General features: G+C 74.5%; 9 protein-coding genes. 5 read left to right on the forward strand and 4 right to left on the reverse strand.

Translation table 11 applies throughout. The features are described from left to right. Positions 1–264: 264 nt before the first annotated feature. Entirely contained in the window at positions 265–3,576 is a 3,312-nt protein-coding gene (locus tag AC1VWI_RS17295; RefSeq protein ID WP_499511911.1) for a S8 family serine peptidase, read from the forward strand. A gap of 61 nt (positions 3,577–3,637) precedes the next feature. Here the strand turns inward: AC1VWI_RS17295 and AC1VWI_RS17300 are convergent, their stop codons facing one another. The 3 genes from AC1VWI_RS17300 to AC1VWI_RS17310 are packed head-to-tail and all read right to left on the reverse strand — an operon-like array spanning position 3,638 to position 5,345. Then, positions 3,638–4,093: a hypothetical protein gene (locus tag AC1VWI_RS17300; RefSeq protein WP_499511912.1), complete on the reverse strand. Its 456-nt coding sequence runs from the start codon at positions 4,091–4,093 to the stop codon at positions 3,638–3,640. Between the two features lie 14 nt (positions 4,094–4,107). Further along, the gene (locus tag AC1VWI_RS17305) at positions 4,108–4,824 is read right to left on the reverse strand and encodes a hypothetical protein (protein ID WP_499511913.1); all 717 of its coding nucleotides are present in this window, start codon (positions 4,822–4,824) and stop codon (positions 4,108–4,110) included. Next, positions 4,821–5,345 carry a sigma-70 family RNA polymerase sigma factor gene (locus AC1VWI_RS17310; RefSeq protein ID WP_499516836.1) on the reverse strand — a complete coding sequence of 175 codons (525 nt, stop codon included), beginning with the start codon at positions 5,343–5,345 and terminating at the stop codon, positions 4,821–4,823. Before AC1VWI_RS17310 ends, AC1VWI_RS17305 begins: the two co-directional genes overlap by 4 nt. A 116-nt stretch (positions 5,346–5,461) precedes the next feature. Between AC1VWI_RS17310 and AC1VWI_RS17315 the strand changes: the two genes are divergently transcribed. From AC1VWI_RS17315 to AC1VWI_RS17325, 3 genes are all read left to right on the forward strand, one after another. After that, positions 5,462–6,886 (forward strand): amidase, encoded by a 1,425-nt coding sequence (locus AC1VWI_RS17315; RefSeq protein ID WP_499511914.1) that lies wholly within the window; start codon positions 5,462–5,464, stop codon positions 6,884–6,886. A 440-nt stretch (positions 6,887–7,326) separates the two neighbouring features. Beyond that, on the forward strand, positions 7,327–9,411 hold the full coding sequence (gene malQ / locus AC1VWI_RS17320) for a 4-alpha-glucanotransferase (RefSeq protein WP_499511915.1): 2,085 nt from the start codon (positions 7,327–7,329) through the stop codon (positions 9,409–9,411). A 48-nt stretch (positions 9,412–9,459) separates the two neighbouring features. Further along, a complete protein-coding gene (locus AC1VWI_RS17325) occupies positions 9,460–9,696 on the forward strand; it encodes a hypothetical protein (RefSeq protein WP_499517072.1) in 237 nt (78 codons plus the stop codon). A 336-nt stretch (positions 9,697–10,032) separates the two neighbouring features. Here AC1VWI_RS17325 and pepN read toward each other — a convergent pair whose 3' ends face one another. Further along, complete coding sequence (gene pepN, locus AC1VWI_RS17330; protein WP_499511916.1) at positions 10,033–12,603, reverse strand: aminopeptidase N; 2,571 nt, start codon at positions 12,601–12,603, stop codon at positions 10,033–10,035. 195 nt (positions 12,604–12,798) lie between these two features. On the opposite strand from pepN, the gene AC1VWI_RS17335 reads away from it, so the two are divergent. Further along, positions 12,799–16,209, forward strand: coding sequence for a beta-N-acetylglucosaminidase domain-containing protein (locus tag AC1VWI_RS17335; RefSeq protein WP_499511917.1), 3,411 nt, complete (start codon positions 12,799–12,801; stop codon positions 16,207–16,209). Positions 16,210–16,345 lie beyond the last annotated feature (136 nt).

Below are 16,345 nucleotides of genomic sequence, written 5' to 3' on the forward strand. Positions count from 1 at the left end.
CGCCGGTCACCGGCGGCCGGTCCGCAGGCGGCCGGACGCTCATCCGGTGTTCACCGACCGCCCCGGCGCCGCGCGCCCTCGCGAGCCGCGGATCACCGGACGGCCGGACGCAATGGGCCGGTTCGGGATGCTTCGCGCCCCGTGACGGGTCCCGGCTTCTTGACGTATTCGCGTCATGTCGGTCTTACGCCATCTACGGCACTCCCCAACAACCCCGCGGATGGCGCAATGTGTCGGTCAACTGGCGCCCAAATCTTGAACAGGATGCCCATGTCTCTCGATCACATACGCGGGAAGAGACGCGTGGTCCGTGTCGCGCTCGCGGCGGGCCTGGTGGCCGCGCTGACGACGACCGGAATCTCCGCCTCCACCGCTTTCGCCGACACGACCGGCGACCCGGCGGACGCGGCGGTCAAGACCGCGCACGACAAGCTCGGAACGGCCGACGCCGAACTGCTCGCCGAGGCCAAGGCCGGTGGCGACAAGAACGTCACCCTCATGATCGCCACCAAGAAGGGCTCCACCGAGCAGGTCTCGGACGAGCTCGGCGCGCTCAAGGGCGCGTCGGTGGACCGGACCTACGACAACCTCGGCTACGTCCGCGCCACGGTCCCGACGGGCAAGGCGGACGCGGCGATCACGGCGGCGCAGAAGCTCTCGTCGGTGCAGGCGATCGACCTCAAGCAGGAGATCGTCCTCGACGACCCGTCCCCGTCGGCCGACGGCGGCAAGGGGTCCTCGAAGGGCCACGGCCACGGCCACGGCTCCACCACCTACCCGGGTCCCGACGCGAAGACCCCGGCGACGAACCCCTACCAGCCGGCCTTCGAGACCGGCGCGGTGGACTTCGTCAAGGACAACCCGAAGGCCGACGGCCGCGGCGTCACCATCGGCATCCTCGACTCGGGCGTCGACCTCGGCCACCCGGCGCTGCAGAAGACCACGACCGGCGAGCGCAAGATCGTCGACTGGGTCACCGCGACCGACCCGATCACCGACGGCGACGCCACCTGGCGCCGCATGACCAACGGTCCGCGCGTCACCTACCAGGGCCGCACCTGGACCGCCCCCGAGGCGACGCAGCAGGTCACGGTCTTCTTCGAGTCCGCCACCGTCGGTGGCGACATGGCCGGTGACCTCAACCGCGACGGCGACACCGCCGACTACTGGGGCGTGCTGTACGACCCGGCGAAGGGCACCGTCCGCCTCGACCTGAACGACAACGGGGACTTCGCCGACGACGCCGAGATGAAGCCGTACAAGGACGGCTTCCAGATCGGCTACTTCGGCACCGACAACCCCGCCACCGCCATCTCCGAGCGTATCCCCTTCGTGGTGCAGGTCCGCAAGGACGTCCCCACGGACCCGTACGGCGGCACCTGGGTCGGCAAGAAGGCCGACTTCGTCAACATCGGCGTCATCGAGTCCGAGCACGGCACCCACGTCGCGGGCATCACCTCCGCCAACGGCCTGTTCGGCGGCAAGATGAACGGCGCGGCGCCGGGCGCGAAGATCGTCTCGTCGCGCGCCTGCACCTGGTCCGGCGGCTGCACCAACGTGGCGCTGACCGAAGGCATGATCGACCTGGTGGTCAACCGCGGTGTGGACATCGTCAACATGTCCATCGGCGGCCTGCCCGCGCTGAACGACGGCAACAACGTCCGCGCGCAGCTGTACACCCGCCTCATCGACGACTTCGGCGTGCAGCTGGTCATCTCGGCCGGCAACAGCGGCCCCGGCGCCAACACCATCGGCGACCCCGGCCTGGCCGACAAGGTCCTGAGCGTCGGCGCCACCATCTCCAAGGAGACCTGGGCGGCCAACTACGGCTCGCAGGTGACCAAGGCGTACGACATGATGCCCTTCTCCTCGCGCGGTCCGCGTGAGGACGGCGGCTTCGCGCCGATCATCTCCGCGCCGGGTGCCTCCATCAACACCATCCCGACCTGGGAGCCCGGCGGCCCGGTCGCCGAGGCGGGCTACACCCTGCCGCCCGGCTACGCCATGCTGCAGGGCACGTCGATGGCCTCCCCGCAGGCGGCCGGCGCCTCCGCGCTGCTGCTGTCCGCGGCCAAGCAGGCCCGCATCGCGCTGACCCCGGCGGCCCTGCGCACCGCGCTGACCAGCACGGCGCACAAGATCAAGGACGTCCCGGCGTATGCCCAGGGCTCCGGCCTGATCGACATCGAGGACGCCTGGCGCCTGATCAGGGCCGGTGCCGGCGCCCACACCTACACGGTCAAGGCCCCGGTCTCCACGGCCCTGTCGCAGTTCCTGGCGACCCCGGGCTACGGCACCGGCATCTACGACCGCGAGGGCGGCCTGAAGGCCGGTCAGAGCAAGACGTACGACGTCACCATCACCCGCACCACCGGTCCGGACCGCTCCATCCGGCACGACCTGGACTGGGTGAACAACGACGGCACCTTCCGCTTCGCCGACGGCGACGACGTGCGGCTGCCGCTGAACAAGCCGGTGACCGTGCGCGTCAAGGCCAAGCCCGGTTCCACCGGTCTGCACAGCGCGATCCTGACGGTCGACGACCCCTCGACGCGCGGCACCGACCAGCAGATCCTCAACACCGTGGTCGTGGCCTCCGCGCAGGCCAAGCCGTCGTTCGCGGTCAAGGCGTCGGGCTCGGTGCAGCGCAACGGCACCACGTCCTACTTCGTGACCGTCCCCGAGGGCGCCAAGACGCTCGAGGTCAAGATGGGCGGCCTGGCCACCGGCAGCCAGACGCGCTTCATCGCGATCACCCCGTGGGGCGTCCCGGCGGACAACACCACGACGACGTTCTGCTACCCGAACTACACCACCACCAACGGGTGCCGTCCCGACCTGCGCTCCTACGCCAACCCGATCCCGGGCGTGTGGGAGATCGAGGTCGAGGCGCGCCGTACCTCGCCGGTGCTGAACAACCCGTACAACCTGACCGCGACCGCGCTCGGCGTCTCCTTCGACCCCGAGGTCCAGACCGTCGAGGAGGCCACGGTCGGCACCGCCGCCCCGGTGTCGTGGAAGGTCACCAACGGCTACGCCCCGGTGCAGGGCAAGCTGAAGGGCGGCGCGCTCGGCTCCGCCGCGGCGGCGCGCAAGACGATCGCCGACGGTGACAGCGTCACCAGCACGGTCGTCGTCCCCGCGGGCGCGTCCCGCCTGGACGTCGCCATCGGCGGCACCTCCGACACCTCCGCGGACCTCGACCTGACCGTGTCCCTCAACGGCGCGGTGGTCGGCCAGTCCGCGGACGGCGACTCGGAGGAGGCCGTGAGCATCGCCAACCCGGCGGCCGGCACGTACACCATCACGGTGGACGGGTACTCGGTCCCGGCCGGCACCACCGAGTACGACTACCGCGACGTCTTCTACTCGACGACGCTGGGCTCGGTGTCCGTGGACGAGGCGGCGACCGTGCCGCTGGCCAACGGCGCCTCCGCGAACGTCGCGGCGAACGTCCTGGTCGCGGCCCCGGCTCCCGAGGGACGTCAGTTCTTCGGCGAGGTCCAGCTGCTCAACGCCGACGGCACCGCCGCCGGCACCGGCAGCGTGCTGATCAACAAGGTCAACGCGGGCTGAACCGCGGCCACGGCCTGATCACCGCCTGAAGGGGCGGGCGCTCCCCGGAGCGCCCGCCCCTTCAGCTCTGCCGCCACTCGTACTCCTGCTCCCCGCAGCGCAGCGTGCGCGAGCGGGGCAGCGCCCGCTCCATCCACTCCCGCGCAGGGGCGATGTCCTCGCCCTGGCGGACGAAGGTGTAGCCCGCGGGCCGCAGCATCACGCTGACGAGCAGCCGGCTCCCCACGGCCATCTCGGGCTCCCCCTCCTCGTCGCGGTCGACGGGGAAGGTCAGCCGGCGGTCTGCTCGCTCCCCCTTGAGGTAGCGGTCCACCTCCATCCGCACCGACACCCGGTCCGGTCCCTCCCCGGGCGTCACCCGCAGCACCGTCCCCTCGGCGACGAGTTCGGTGCAGGCCAGCACTTCCGCGTCGGTGCTGCGGACCGACTCGGAGTCGGTCTCGCCGGTGCCGGTCCCGCAGCCGGCGAGCGCGAGCAGCGCGGCCGCGGTGAGGGCCGGTCCCGTCCTGCGTCCCATGTCCTTCACTCCTCTCATCCGGTGTCGCTCTCGCACGGCAGGCCCCGGGAGGCCCCAAGTGCCTTCTCCATCCAGGCACGGGCGGAGGCGATGTCCGCGGCGCCCTCGTACAGGTCCACCGGCTCGCCGGGGAGGACGGAGACCATCACCAGGACCCGGGAGCCGGGTCCGGGGGGCGGGGCCACGTCGTCGTGGTCGTCGTCGACGTGGATCGTGAACGTCAGCCGGGGGTCGCCCACGGCGGGCTTGAGGCGGCGGTCGACGTCCATCACCACCCGCAGGTCCCCCGGCCCCCCGGTGGGCGTCACCTCGCGCACGGTGCCCTCGGCGATGTCGCGCGCGCAGGCGACGATGCCCTCCGGCGTGGACTTCGCGTCGCCCGCCGCCGAGCCGTCGCCCAGGGCGGCGTTCCTCGCCAGGACGACCCCGGTGACCCCCACCACGCCCGCCACGACCGCGGCCAGGCACAGCGCGAGCGCCCTGCGCCCGCGGGGGCGTCGTTCCACGGCCGGTGCCGGCCGTGCGGCAAGCGCGTCGCCGATCAGCCGCACGTGCGTGCGCAGCAGGGCCACGTCGGCGCGCGCGGCGTCGTACGCCCGGTACGCCTCGCTGTCGCCGGGCACCTCCGGCGGCACGTCCGCGAGGGCGGCAGACAGTGCCTCGTCCGTCGCGTCCGCCTCGTCCGTCTGATCCGCTGCGTCTGCCCTGTGCTCGTTCCCGTTCATCGTCACACCACCTCCTTGGTGTGCAGCCGGCCGCGCAGCGCGCGGACGGCGGCGTGCAAACGGCTCTTGACCGTGCCCTCCGGGACACCGAGCGCCGTGGCGATCTGCGCCACTGGCAGGTCCGCGTAGAAGCGCAGCGTCAGCACCTGCCGCTGCTGCGGCGGGAGTTCCTGCAGGCCGTCGGCGACCGCCAGGGCCAGCACATGCGCCTCTCCCCCGCCGTGCCGGGCCTCGTCCCGGGGCGTCAGGGCCGCCAGGCGTTCGCCGAGCCGCTGCTGACGGCGGCGCGAACGGTGCCAGTCCATCGCCACGTTGGAGGCGGCGACGGCCGCCCACGCCCCCGGGTCCCGCAGCGGCTCGCGGCCGCCCGCCCGGTGCTCCAGCAGCTTCAGCCGCACCTGCTGCACCCCGTCCTGCAGGTCCCCCGCCGGCACCCCGCCGAGCGCCAGGACCGCCCGTACGCGATCGAGGTGCTCCGGCGCGAGGGGGTCCTCCCCCTCCCCCGGCCGGGACCTCCGTCTCAGCAGCGCCACGCCCCGCCCCTCCCCTTCCGCGATTTCCCCTATGACGCGGCAGCGGCGGAAAACGTTCACCTCACCGTTCACCTCACGTCCGGTCCCGGGGCAGGCCCTAACCTGGCGGGGTGTCCGCCCCTCATGAACTGACGATGCTGGAGCAGGCCGCGGCCATCCGGGCGGGTGCTCTGTCGCCCGTGGAGCTGACGGCCCACTACCTCGACCGGATCGAGCGGCTCGACCCCGTCCTCGGGGCCTACCTGACCGTCACGCCCGAACGCGCCCTGGAGGACGCGCGGCACGCCGAACGCGTGCTCAAGGAGGGCGGGCGGCTGCCTCCGCTGCTCGGCGTGCCGGTGCCGGTGAAGGACCTGACGCCGGTCGCCGGGGTGCGCTTCACCTCCGGATCGGCGGTCTTCGCCGACCGGGTCGCCGACCAGGACGCCCACCTCGTGCGTCTGCTGCGGGACGCGGGGACCGCCCTGACCGGGAAGACCAGCACCCCCGAATTCGGGCTGCCCGCCTACACCGAGGGCACCGTGGGCCCGCCCGCCCGTACCCCGTACGACCTCGCGCGCGGCGCCGGCGGCAGCAGCGGCGGCGCGGCCGCGGCCGTGGCGGCCGGGCTCGCGGCGGCGGCGCACGGCAGCGACGGGGGCGGCTCGATCCGCATCCCGGCGAGCTGCTGCGGGGTCGTCGGGCTGAAGCCCAGCCGGGGCCGGGTCAGCCCCGCGCCGTGGGGCGACGGGAGCGGACTGGCGGTCAACGGGCCCCTCGCGCGCACAGTCCGCGACACCGCCGCCCTGCTCGACGTGCTGGCGGTGCCCGCGCCCGGAGACCCCTTCCGGCTGCCGCCGCCGGAGCGGTCGTTCCTGCAGTGGTGCGAGCAGGAGCCGCGCCGGCTGCGGATCGCCCGCTGGGCGGTGCCGGACGTCGCGGGCGTACGGGTCGACCCGCAGGTGCTGGCCGCGTACGAACGCACCTCGGCACTGCTGGCCGGGCTCGGGCACGAGGTCGTGGACGTGCCGCAGCCGCTCGCCCCGGGCGACCGCGACGCGTTCACCCCGGTGTGGGCCGTGCTGGCGGCGCTGACGCCCGTGTCACCGGAACGGGAGCGGGACCTGCTGCCGCTCACCCGCTGGCTGCGTGCCCAGGGGCAGGACGTGGGCGGCCTCGACTACGCCCGCACGCTGGGGGTGATGCAGGGCGTGGGCCGCAAACTGGCCGAGGCCGCCGAGCCGTACGACGCGGTGCTCACCCCGACGCTGGCGCAGCTCCCCGCCCCCGTGGGCGCCCTGCGCGACGACGCCGACCCGGAGGCCGACTTCGCGGCGCAGCTGGCGTTCACGCCGTTCACCGCGCCCTGGAACATCGCCGGGCTGCCCGCGGTGTCGCTGCCGCTGGAGTGGTCCCCGGCGGGGCTGCCCATCGGCATGATGCTCGGCGCCCGGCACGGCGAGGAGGGCCCCCTGCTCGCACTCGCCGCCCAGCTGGAGGCCGCGTCCCCCTGGCGGGCGCGTACCGCTCGCGCGTTCGACCTGCCGTTCGCCTGAGCATCGGCGGCCCGGGGTGCGTTCGGGTGCGGGCCGGTTGTTCGTGTACGGGCCTTGCGCCTGCGGCGGGCGGTTTCCCCGCCCGCCCTCCCATGGCCCCGGTCGGTCAGTGCGGGTCTCGCACCGTGTGCCTGAGTCGGGACCGCGCCGGCGCACTCCCCCAGCCTCCGGCCGGGGGGACCTCCATGGGCGCACCCCGCCACACCCCCTCCCGTCGTATGGCCGCATGACGGCCCGCGGAGGGGGTGGGGGAGGTGGGGGCAACCCCGGCCGAAGGCTGGGGGAGGGCGGGCCGCTTCGCGGCACGACCCGGGACCACGACGGGCTGCCACTCCTGGGTGGAGCGCGTGCACGGAATGCGACTGTGCGGCCACGCAGTGGGTATGGCTGAGGCTGTCCGGAGAAAGCGCACCCGCGATGACGCCCCAGGAGGGCACCCCATGACCGAAGCCGCCGACCGGGACAGACTCGCCGCGCTGCACGGCGTGGACGTCACCTACCGTCCGTCGCCGGACCGCGAGGTGCGCGTGCCGGACGGGACGGTCGTGGCGGTGCTGGCCGCGCTGGGCGTCGACGCCTCGACCCCGGCGGCGGTGCGGAACGCGCTGGCGGAGCACGATCACCGTGCGGGGCGGCGGCTGCTCCCCCGCAGCGTCGTGATGCGCAGGGGACGTCCGCTCCGGCACCGGCTGCCCGAGGGCACCGGGCTGCGGCTGACGACGGAGGACGGCGGCGAGGCCACCTGGGACGGCGGCACGCCGCTGCCCGTGGGGCGGCACGTGCTGCGCGCGCAGGCCCCCGACGGGCGCACGGCGCAGGCGCAGCTCGTCGTGGCGCCGGAACGGCTGCCCGGGCCCCCGGAGCGCGTCCTGGGCTTCATGGCGCAGCTGTACTCCGTGCTGTCCTCGCGGTCCTGGGGCATGGGCGACCTCGGCGACCTCGCGGACCTCGCGGCCTGGACGGGCCGGGCGCTGCACGCGGGCTTCCTGCAGGTCAACCCGTTGCACGTGGCCGTGCCGGGGCATCCCACGGACCCGTCGCCGTACCGTCCGTCCTCTCGGCGCTTCCCCGATCCGGTGTACCTGCGGGTGGAGGAGATCCCGGAGTACGCCTACCTCGGCCCCGACGACCGCGAGCGGGCCGCGGACCTGCTGCGCAAGGCGGCCGTGCTGCGCGACTCGGTCCTGCTGAAGGACGCCCTGATCGACCGTGACGCGGTGTGGGAGCTGAAGCGCGAGGCGCTGGCGCTGGTCCGCAAGGTGCCGCTGTCGCCGGGACGGCGGGCCGCGTACTGCGACTTCCTCGCGGACCAGGGGCAGGCACTGGACGACCACGCCACCTGGTCGATGCTGGCCGAGCTGCACGGCCCGCAGTGGCGCGGCTGGCCGGCGGGGCTGCGCGACCCGCGCTCGGGGCAGGTCGCGCGGCTCCGCGGCGAACGGCTGGACCAGGTCGACTTCCACTGCTGGCTGGCCTGGCTGACGGACGCCCAACTGGCCGCGGCCCAGCGTTCGGCGCGGGACGCCGGCATGGCGGTCGGCATCGTCCACGACCTCGCGGTCGGCGTGCACCCCTCCGGTTCCGACGCCTGGGCGCTGCAGGACGCCCTCGCCCACGGGATGTCGGTCGGCGCGCCGCCGGACGCCTTCAACGCCCACGGCCAGGACTGGGGCCTGCCGCCGTGGCGCCCGGACGCCCTGGCCGCCACGGGGTACGCGCCCTACCGCGACCTGCTGCGCAACGTGCTGCGGCACGCGGGGGGCCTGCGCATCGACCATGTGATGGGGCTCTTCCGCCTGTGGTGGGTGCCCGAGGGCGAGCCGCCGACGCGGGGCGCGTACGTCCGTTACGACGCCGAGGCGATGCTCGGCGTCCTCGCGCTGGAGGCGCAGCGCGCAGGTGCCGTCGTCATAGGGGAGGACCTCGGCACGGTCGAGCCGGGCGTCCGCGAGGAGCTGGCCGACCGGGGCATCCTCGGCACGTCGGTGCTCTGGTTCGAGCGCGACTGGGAGGGGGCGCACGGCTCCGCGCACGCCCGTCCGCTGCCGCCCGCGGCCTGGCGGGCGGACGCGCTGGCGACGGTGACCACCCACGACCTGCCGACGACGGCGGCCCGGCTGACCGGGGAGCACGTCGGGCTGCGGCACCGGCTGGGCCTGCTGACCCGGCCGCTGGAGGTGGAGCAGGCCGAGGACGCCGTGGAGGTCGCAGAGTGGCTGGCGCTGCTCGGCCGGCTGGGGATGCTGCCGGAGGGCACCCGCGACGAGGAGGCGGTCGTCAAGGCCGTCCACCGCTTCCTGGCGCGGACGCCGGCCCGCATGGTCGGCGTCTGGCTGCCGGACGGGGTCGGCGACCGCCGCCCGCAGAACCTGCCGGGCACCTGGGACCAGTACCCCAACTGGCGGCTGCCGGTGGCGGACGCCGAGGGCCGGCCGCTCACCCTGGAGCAGCTGACCGCCTCGCCCCGGCTGCACGCGCTGGCGCACGAGGTGCGGACCGCGATGGCGGCGCCCGACGGGCCGTAACACCACCCCGGACGCGCGGGCCGCCGGAGCGTTCGCTACTTTGAGAGCGTGGACAAGCTCAACAAGAACGCCCTGCGCGCCGGTGCCGTCACGGCCGGTACGGCGCTGATGCTGCTGATGTCGTCCCCCGCGTTCGCGAACACCCGCGACGACGGCGACGACCCGGGTTCCGGTCTGAGCGTGCTCCAGACGCTGGGCCTGTACGTCGCCCTGCCGATCGCCCTGTTCCTCGTCATCGCGGGTCTGGTCGTCGCGACCGACAAGTCCCGCAAGGCCCAGGGCTGATCCCCTTCCCACCTCGCTGACCGGGCCGCGGAGCACCGCGGCCCGGCTTCAGGTGTTCCCCGGTACCTCGTGCCGGTCGTACCGCCCGCGGGAGCGTTCCGGCCCGTCCGGCGGTCCCGGCGCGCCCCCGTCGTCAGGCATCCGCATCGCCGGCGACCGGCCCCGCGACGGCGCGCGGCACTCCCCGAACGGCCCAGCGTTCCTCGGCACGTCGCGAGGCGGCAGCCCCCGCGGCGCCCCACGCGCCCCCGTGTCCTGGCGCGGAGGACTCCCGGAAGACCCGAGGGCCCCCGCGGCGGTGCGCCGCGGGGGCCCTCACAGGGCTGTGCCCGCCGGTCAGCCGGCCGCCGCGTCCGCGGCCTGGGCCTTGAGCGCGCGCTCGACCCCGGCACGGCACTCCGTCACCATGCGCCGCAGCGCCGGCGCCGGATCGGCCGCCGCCAGCCAGGCGTCGGTGGCGTCCAGGGTGTCCTGGGAGACCTGGAGCGCCGGGTAGAGCCCGACGATGATCTGCTGGGCCATCTCGTGGCTCCGGGAGGCGAAGACGTCCGAGACCGCCGCGAAGTACCGCTGCGTGTACGGCGCCAGCAGCTCGCGCTGGTCCGGCTCGTAGAAGCCGGCGATGACCGCCTCCTGGACGGCGTTGGTGAGCGTCTCCGCCTCGACGACCGAGGCCCACGCCCCGGCCTTCGCCTCCGCCGTGGGACGCGCGGCGCGCGCGGTCGCCGCGTGCCGCTCACCGGCCGCCGTGGCGTCCCGGCCGAGCTCGGCCGCGATGGCCTCCTCGTCGGCGCGGCCCGTGGCGGCCAGCCGCTCCAGGAGGGACCAGCGCAGCTCGGTGTCGACGGCCAGGCCCTCGATCGTCTCCGTGCCGCCGAGCAGCCCGGCGATCAGGTCCAGCTGGTCCTTGGTGCGGGCCGTCGCGGTGAACGCGCGGGCCCAGGCGAGCTGGTGGTCGCTGCCGGGGGCGGCCGCGCGCAGGTGCTCCAGCGTCGCCTCGGTCCAGCGGGCCAGGCCGGTCTCGCGCCACTCGGGCGCGGCGTACAGCTCCAGCGCCGTCTTCACCTGGCGGTGCAGGGACTGCACCACGCCGATGTCGGACTCCTTGCCGATGCCGGAGAGCACCAGCTCCAGGTAGTCACGGGTGGCGAGTTCGCCGTCGCGGGTCATGTCCCACGCCGAGGCCCACACCAGGGCGCGCGGCAGCGACTCGGTGAAGTCGCCGAGGTGCTCGCGGACGGTGTCCAGCGAGACCTCGTCGAGCCGCACCTTGGCGTACGACAGGTCGTCGTCGTTGAGCAGCACGACCGCCGGGCGCGTGACGCCGACGAACTCGGGCACCGCGGTCAGCTCGCCGTCGACGTCGAGCTCGACGCGCTGGACGCGGACCAGCTTGCCGTCCTGGAGCTCGTAGGCGCCGATCGCGATGCGGTGCGGCCGCAGGATCGACTCGCCCTTGGCGCCGGCCGGCAGCGCCGGGGCCTCCTGGCGCACGGCGAAGGAGGTGATGGTGCCGTCGGCGGCGGTCTCGATCTCCGGGCGCAGGATGTTGATGCCGGCGGTCTCCAGCCACTTCTTCGACCAGGTCTTCAGGTCGCGGCCGGAGGTCTCCTCCAGGGCGGACAGCAGGTCGGCCAGACGGGTGTTCTTCCAGGCGTGGCGCTTGAAGTACGCCTGGACGCCGGTGAAGAACTCGTCCATGCCGACGTAGGCCACCAGCTGCTTGAGGACGGAGGCGCCCTTGGCGTAGGTGATGCCGTCGAAGTTGACCTGGACGTCCTGCAGGTCGTTGATCTCCGCCATGATCGGGTGGGTGGACGGCAGCTGGTCCTGCCGGTACGCCCAGGTCTTCATGGAGTTGGCGAAGGTGGTCCAGGAGTGCGGCCACTTGCTGCCGGGCGCGTAGGCCTGGCAGGCGATGGAGGTGTAGGTGGCGAACGACTCGTTCAGCCACAGGTCGTTCCACCACTCCATGGTGACCAGGTCGCCGAACCACATGTGGGCCAGCTCGTGGAGGATCGTCTCGGCGCGCACCTCGTAGGCCGCGTCGGTCACCTTGGAGCGGAAGACGTACTGGTCGCGGATGGTGACCGCGCCCGCGTTCTCCATCGCGCCGGCGTTGAACTCCGGCACGAAGAGCTGGTCGTACTTGGCGAAGGGGTAGGGGAAGTCGAACTTCTCCTCGAACCAGTCGAAGCCCTGCCGGGTGACCTCGAAGATGGCGTCGGCGTCGAGGAACTCCGTCAGCGAGGGACGGCAGTACAGGCCCAGCGGCACGCTGCGGCCGCCCTCGCCCTCCCAGGTGCTGTGCACGGCGTGGTAGGGGCCGGCGATCAGCGCGGTGATGTACGTGGAGATGCGCGGGGTGGCCGCGAAGCTCCACGTGTTGTCGACCGGCTCGGGCGTCGGGGAGTTGGAGATGACCGTCCAGCCGGCCGGGGCCTTCACGGTGAAGGTGAAGCTCGCCTTGAGGTCGGGCTGCTCGAAGTTGGCGAAGACCCGGCGGGCGTCCGGCACCTCGAACTGGGTGTAGAGGTACGCCTGCTTGTCGACCGGGTCGACGAAGCGGTGCAGGCCCTCGCCGGTGTTGGTGTACGCCGCGTCCGCGACGACCCGCAGCTCGTTGGCGCCGGCCTGCAGCGACGGCAGGGCGATGCGGCTGTCCGCGAAGACCTCGGCCGGGTCCAGCGCGGTGCCGTTGAGCACCACCTCGTGGACCGCGGGGGCGACCAGGTCGATGAAGGTCGAGGCACCCGCCTCGGCGGAGTCGAAGCGCACCGTGGTCACCGACCGGAAGGTGCCGCCCTCCTGGGCCCCGCTCAGGTCGAGCTCGATGTCGTACGCGTCCACGGTGAGCAGGCGCGCTCGCTGCCGCGCCTCCTCACGGGTGAGGTTGGTGCCGGGCACGTGTCCGTCTCCTTCGTCGGGTTTTCGGCCATCCTCGCACGCGGCAGGGGTGGGACGGCCGGGGGTTTTCCCTCGACCGGCCGGTCGTGTCCCCGGGCGCCGCCGGCTACCGGCGGTACGGCCCGCGGGCACGGGCCGGAAGGGGCGCGTCGTCGCGTTGACACGCCCTCCGTGCGGGTGATGGGCTGTCGGACCATGACCCCGGGCAGGAGAACCGCCGCGACCCACACGGCAGCGCTCGTCGCCGCCGTCGTCGGCGGGGTGCTCGGGACCACGCCGGCCGCCCTGGCCGCTCCACCCGTCGCCCCGACGACGGCGCCCGGCACCACGGACGGCACCGTGACGGCAGACGCCGCGCCCGCCGTCCACCCCGAGCCGCAGTCGCTGCGCAGTCGCGGCGGCACCGTCGCCGTACCGGACACGGCGACCCTGGTCGCCGGGCCCGGGGCCGACCCCTACGCCCTGGACGCCCTCCGCGCGATCCTGCGCGGCGCGGGCGTGACCACGCTCCACGAGGGGGCGGCGGACCCTCGGGGGCTGGTGGTCTACGCCGGCGGCGCGCGCGCCGACACCGCGCTGCGCGCCCTGGGTGCCGCGCCCACCGGGGACCTGCCCTCCGGCGGCTACCGGCTCGCCGTGGGACGCACCGGCGGCCGCGCCGTCGTGGCGCTGGACGGGGCGGGCGAGGACGGCCTGTTCCACGCGGCGCAGACGCTGCGCCAGTTGACGACCGCGCGCGGCCTGGCGGGCGTCGTCGTCCGCGACTGGCCCGCGGCGGCGACGCGCGGCGTCACCGAGAGCTTCTACGGCGAGCCGTGGACCCAGGAGCAGCGGCTCGCCCAGCTGGACTTCCTCGGCCGCACCAAGCAGAACCGCTACCTGTACGCCCCCGGCGACGACCCCTACCGCCAGGAGCGGTGGCGCGAGCCCTACCCCGCCCCGCGCCGCGCGGAGTTCCGCGCGCTCGCCGAGCGGGCCCGGGCCAACCACGTGACGCTGGCGTGGGCGGTGTCGCCGGGCCAGGCGCTGTGCTTCTCCTCGCAGGAGGACCGCAGGGCGCTGCTGCGCAAGGCCGACGCGATGTGGGCGCTGGGCGTGCGCGGCTTCCAGCTGCAGTTCCAGGACGTGAGCTACAGCGAGTGGCACTGCGAGGCCGACGCGGACGCGTACGGCGACGGCCCCGAGGCGGCGGCCCGGGCGCAGGCCGACGTGGCCAACGCGCTCGCCGCCCACCTGGCGGAGCGCCACGGGGCCGCCGTACCGCTGTCGCTGCTGCCGACGGAGTACTACCAGGACGGCGCCACGGACTTCCGGGGCGAACTGGCCCGGGTGCTCGACCGGGGCGTGGAGGTGGCGTGGACGGGTGTCGGCGTCGTCCCGGGGGAGATCACCGGGCGGCAGATCGCCGATGCCCGGGCGGCGCTGCAGCACCCGCTGCTGACGATGGACGACTACCCGGTCAACGACTTCGCCGAGGACCGGATCTTCCTCGGCCCCTACACCGGACGCGAGCCCGCGGTCGCGACGGCGTCCGCGGGACTGCTGGCGACGGCGATGCGCCAGCCCGCCGCCTCCCGGATCGCGCTGTTCACGGTGGCCGACTACGCGTGGAACCCGCGTGGGTACGACCGTGCGGCCTCCTGGCGCGCGGCCGTCGACGACCTGGCGGGCCGCGATCCCGGAGCCCGCGACGCACTGCGGGCCCTCGCGGGCAACGAGGCCTCCTCGGCGCTGGACGAGGGCGAGTCGGCGTATCTGCGGCCGCTCATCGCGGAGTTCCTGGACGCCTACGCGAACGGCGGCCGGGAGCGGCTGGAAAAGGCGGCCGGCCGGCTGCGCGCGGCGTTCACCACGATGCGCGGCGCCCCGGAACGCCTTGACGGACTGGCGGACGGCTCCTTCGGCGGCGAGGTGCGGCCGTGGCTGAGCCAGCTGGCCCGGTACGGTTCGGCGGGCGAGCACGCCGTCGACATGCTGGTGGCGCTGCGCGCGGGTGACGGCACCGGCGCGTGGCGGGACCGGCTGGCGCTGGAGCGGGCCCGCCGGCGGATAGCGAACAGCCCGGCCACCGTGGGCCACGGGGTGCTCGACCCGTTCCTGGCGAAGACGCTGGCCACGGCGGACGCGTGGACCGGCGTGCGCACCGCGGGCCGCAAGGCCACCGCCACCCTGGGCTCGGCCCGGTCCACCGACCCGTCGCTGATGACCGACGGCAAGGACGGCACCGCCTGGGCCAGCGACGCCCCTCCCCGGCAGGACGACGCCTTCGGGGTCGACCTGGGCGGCACCCGGACGATCCGCAGCGTGCGCGTCGCCATGGGGACCGCGCAGCGGGGCCCCGAGCGGGACGACTACCTGCGCGAGGCGGTGCTGGAGTACTCCGCGGGCGACGAGGGCGGCTGGCGGACCGCCGCCACGGTGCACGACGACCGGACCGTGACCGTGCGGCTGCCCGAGGGCACCCGGGCGCGGTACGTGCGGCTGCGCGCGACCGCCGCGCAGGAGAACGCCGTGACGGTGCGGGAGTTCACCGTCGGCACGGAGGACGACGGTGCCTCCGGCGTCCTCGCCGCCGACCCCGCGTCCCTGGCGGCCTCCGACGGCGACGCCACGACCACCGTCCGCGTGCCCGCCGGGGGGCTGACCCTGGAGTACGGCTCGGCCCGCCCGCTGGAGGCGCTGACCGTGCTCACCGACACCGGGCCGGGGACCGCCGGGTCGGTGGAGGTGCGGGTGCCCGGCCAGGGCTGGCACCGGCTCGGTTCGCTGGGCGGCGGCTGGACCGAACTGCCGGCGCAGGGCCTGCGGGTGGACGCGGTGCGGGTCACCCCGTCGGCGGGGGCCCATCCGCCGGTCGTCCACGAGATCGTGCCCTGGTACGCCGACCGGCCCGCGGCCCGGATGACCCTGGACCGTACCGAGACCGACCTGGAACTCGGCGGCGCCCCCGCGACCGTCACCGCGGAGCTGACCGACGCCTCGCCCGCCGCCGCCAGGGTGTCGCTGACCGCCGAGGCCCCGGAGGGCGTCGAGGCCGTTACGCCCGGTGAGGTGGAACTGCCGCGCGGCGGCAAGGTCGTGGTGCCGGTGCGGTTGTCCCTGCCCGCGGACGGTGTGCCCGGCGTGTACGAGGTGCCGCTGGCGTTCCGCGCCGAGGGCCGCACCGTGCGGCAGACCGTCACGGTGCACGCCTATCCGCGCACCGGCGGCCCCGACCTCGCCGCGGGCGCCCCGGCCGCCTCCTCCGGTGACGAGACCGCCGACTTCCCGGCCTCGGCGCTGACCGACGGTGACCCCGCGACCCGCTGGTCCTCCCCCGTGCGGGACGACGCCTGGGTGCAGGCCGAGCTCCCGCGGGCCGCCAGGATCGGCCGGGTGGTGCTGCGCTGGCAGGACGCGTACGCCGCCCGCTACACGATCCTGACCTCGGCCGACGGGCAGAGCTGGCACACCGCGGCGGTGATCTCCGACGGCCGCGGCGGCACCGAGTCCGTACGGCTGGACGCCCCCTCCGACACGCGCTTCCTGCGCGTGCAGGGGCTGGAGCGCGGCACGAAGTACGGCTACTCGCTGTACTCGTTGCAGGCGTACGCCGTCACCGACTGACCCGGCGCCACCTGCCCCCGCAGCCCACCCCCGCCGCCCGCCGTGCGCCCGCGGACCGTTGCGGACCGTTGCGGGGTGGTCGCAGGGCTGTCACTATTCACTGAGTACATGTATTGAGTGAAGAGAGGGGGGCGTC

It is taken from the genome of Streptomyces sp. TOM-9, from assembly GCF_056858595.1.

Bases quoted from the DNA above. Each gene is read 5' to 3' on its own strand.
- AC1VWI_RS17295 (WP_499511911.1), top strand. From the start codon at position 265: ATGCCCATGTCTCTCGATCACATACGCGGGAAGAGACGCGTGGTCCGT.
- AC1VWI_RS17300 (WP_499511912.1), bottom strand. From the start codon at position 4,093: ATGGGACGCAGGACGGGACCGGCCCTCACCGCGGCCGCGCTGCTCGCG.
- malQ (WP_499511915.1), top strand. From the start codon at position 7,327: ATGACCGAAGCCGCCGACCGGGACAGACTCGCCGCGCTGCACGGCGTG.
- AC1VWI_RS17335 (WP_499511917.1), top strand. From the start codon at position 12,799: ATGACCCCGGGCAGGAGAACCGCCGCGACCCACACGGCAGCGCTCGTC.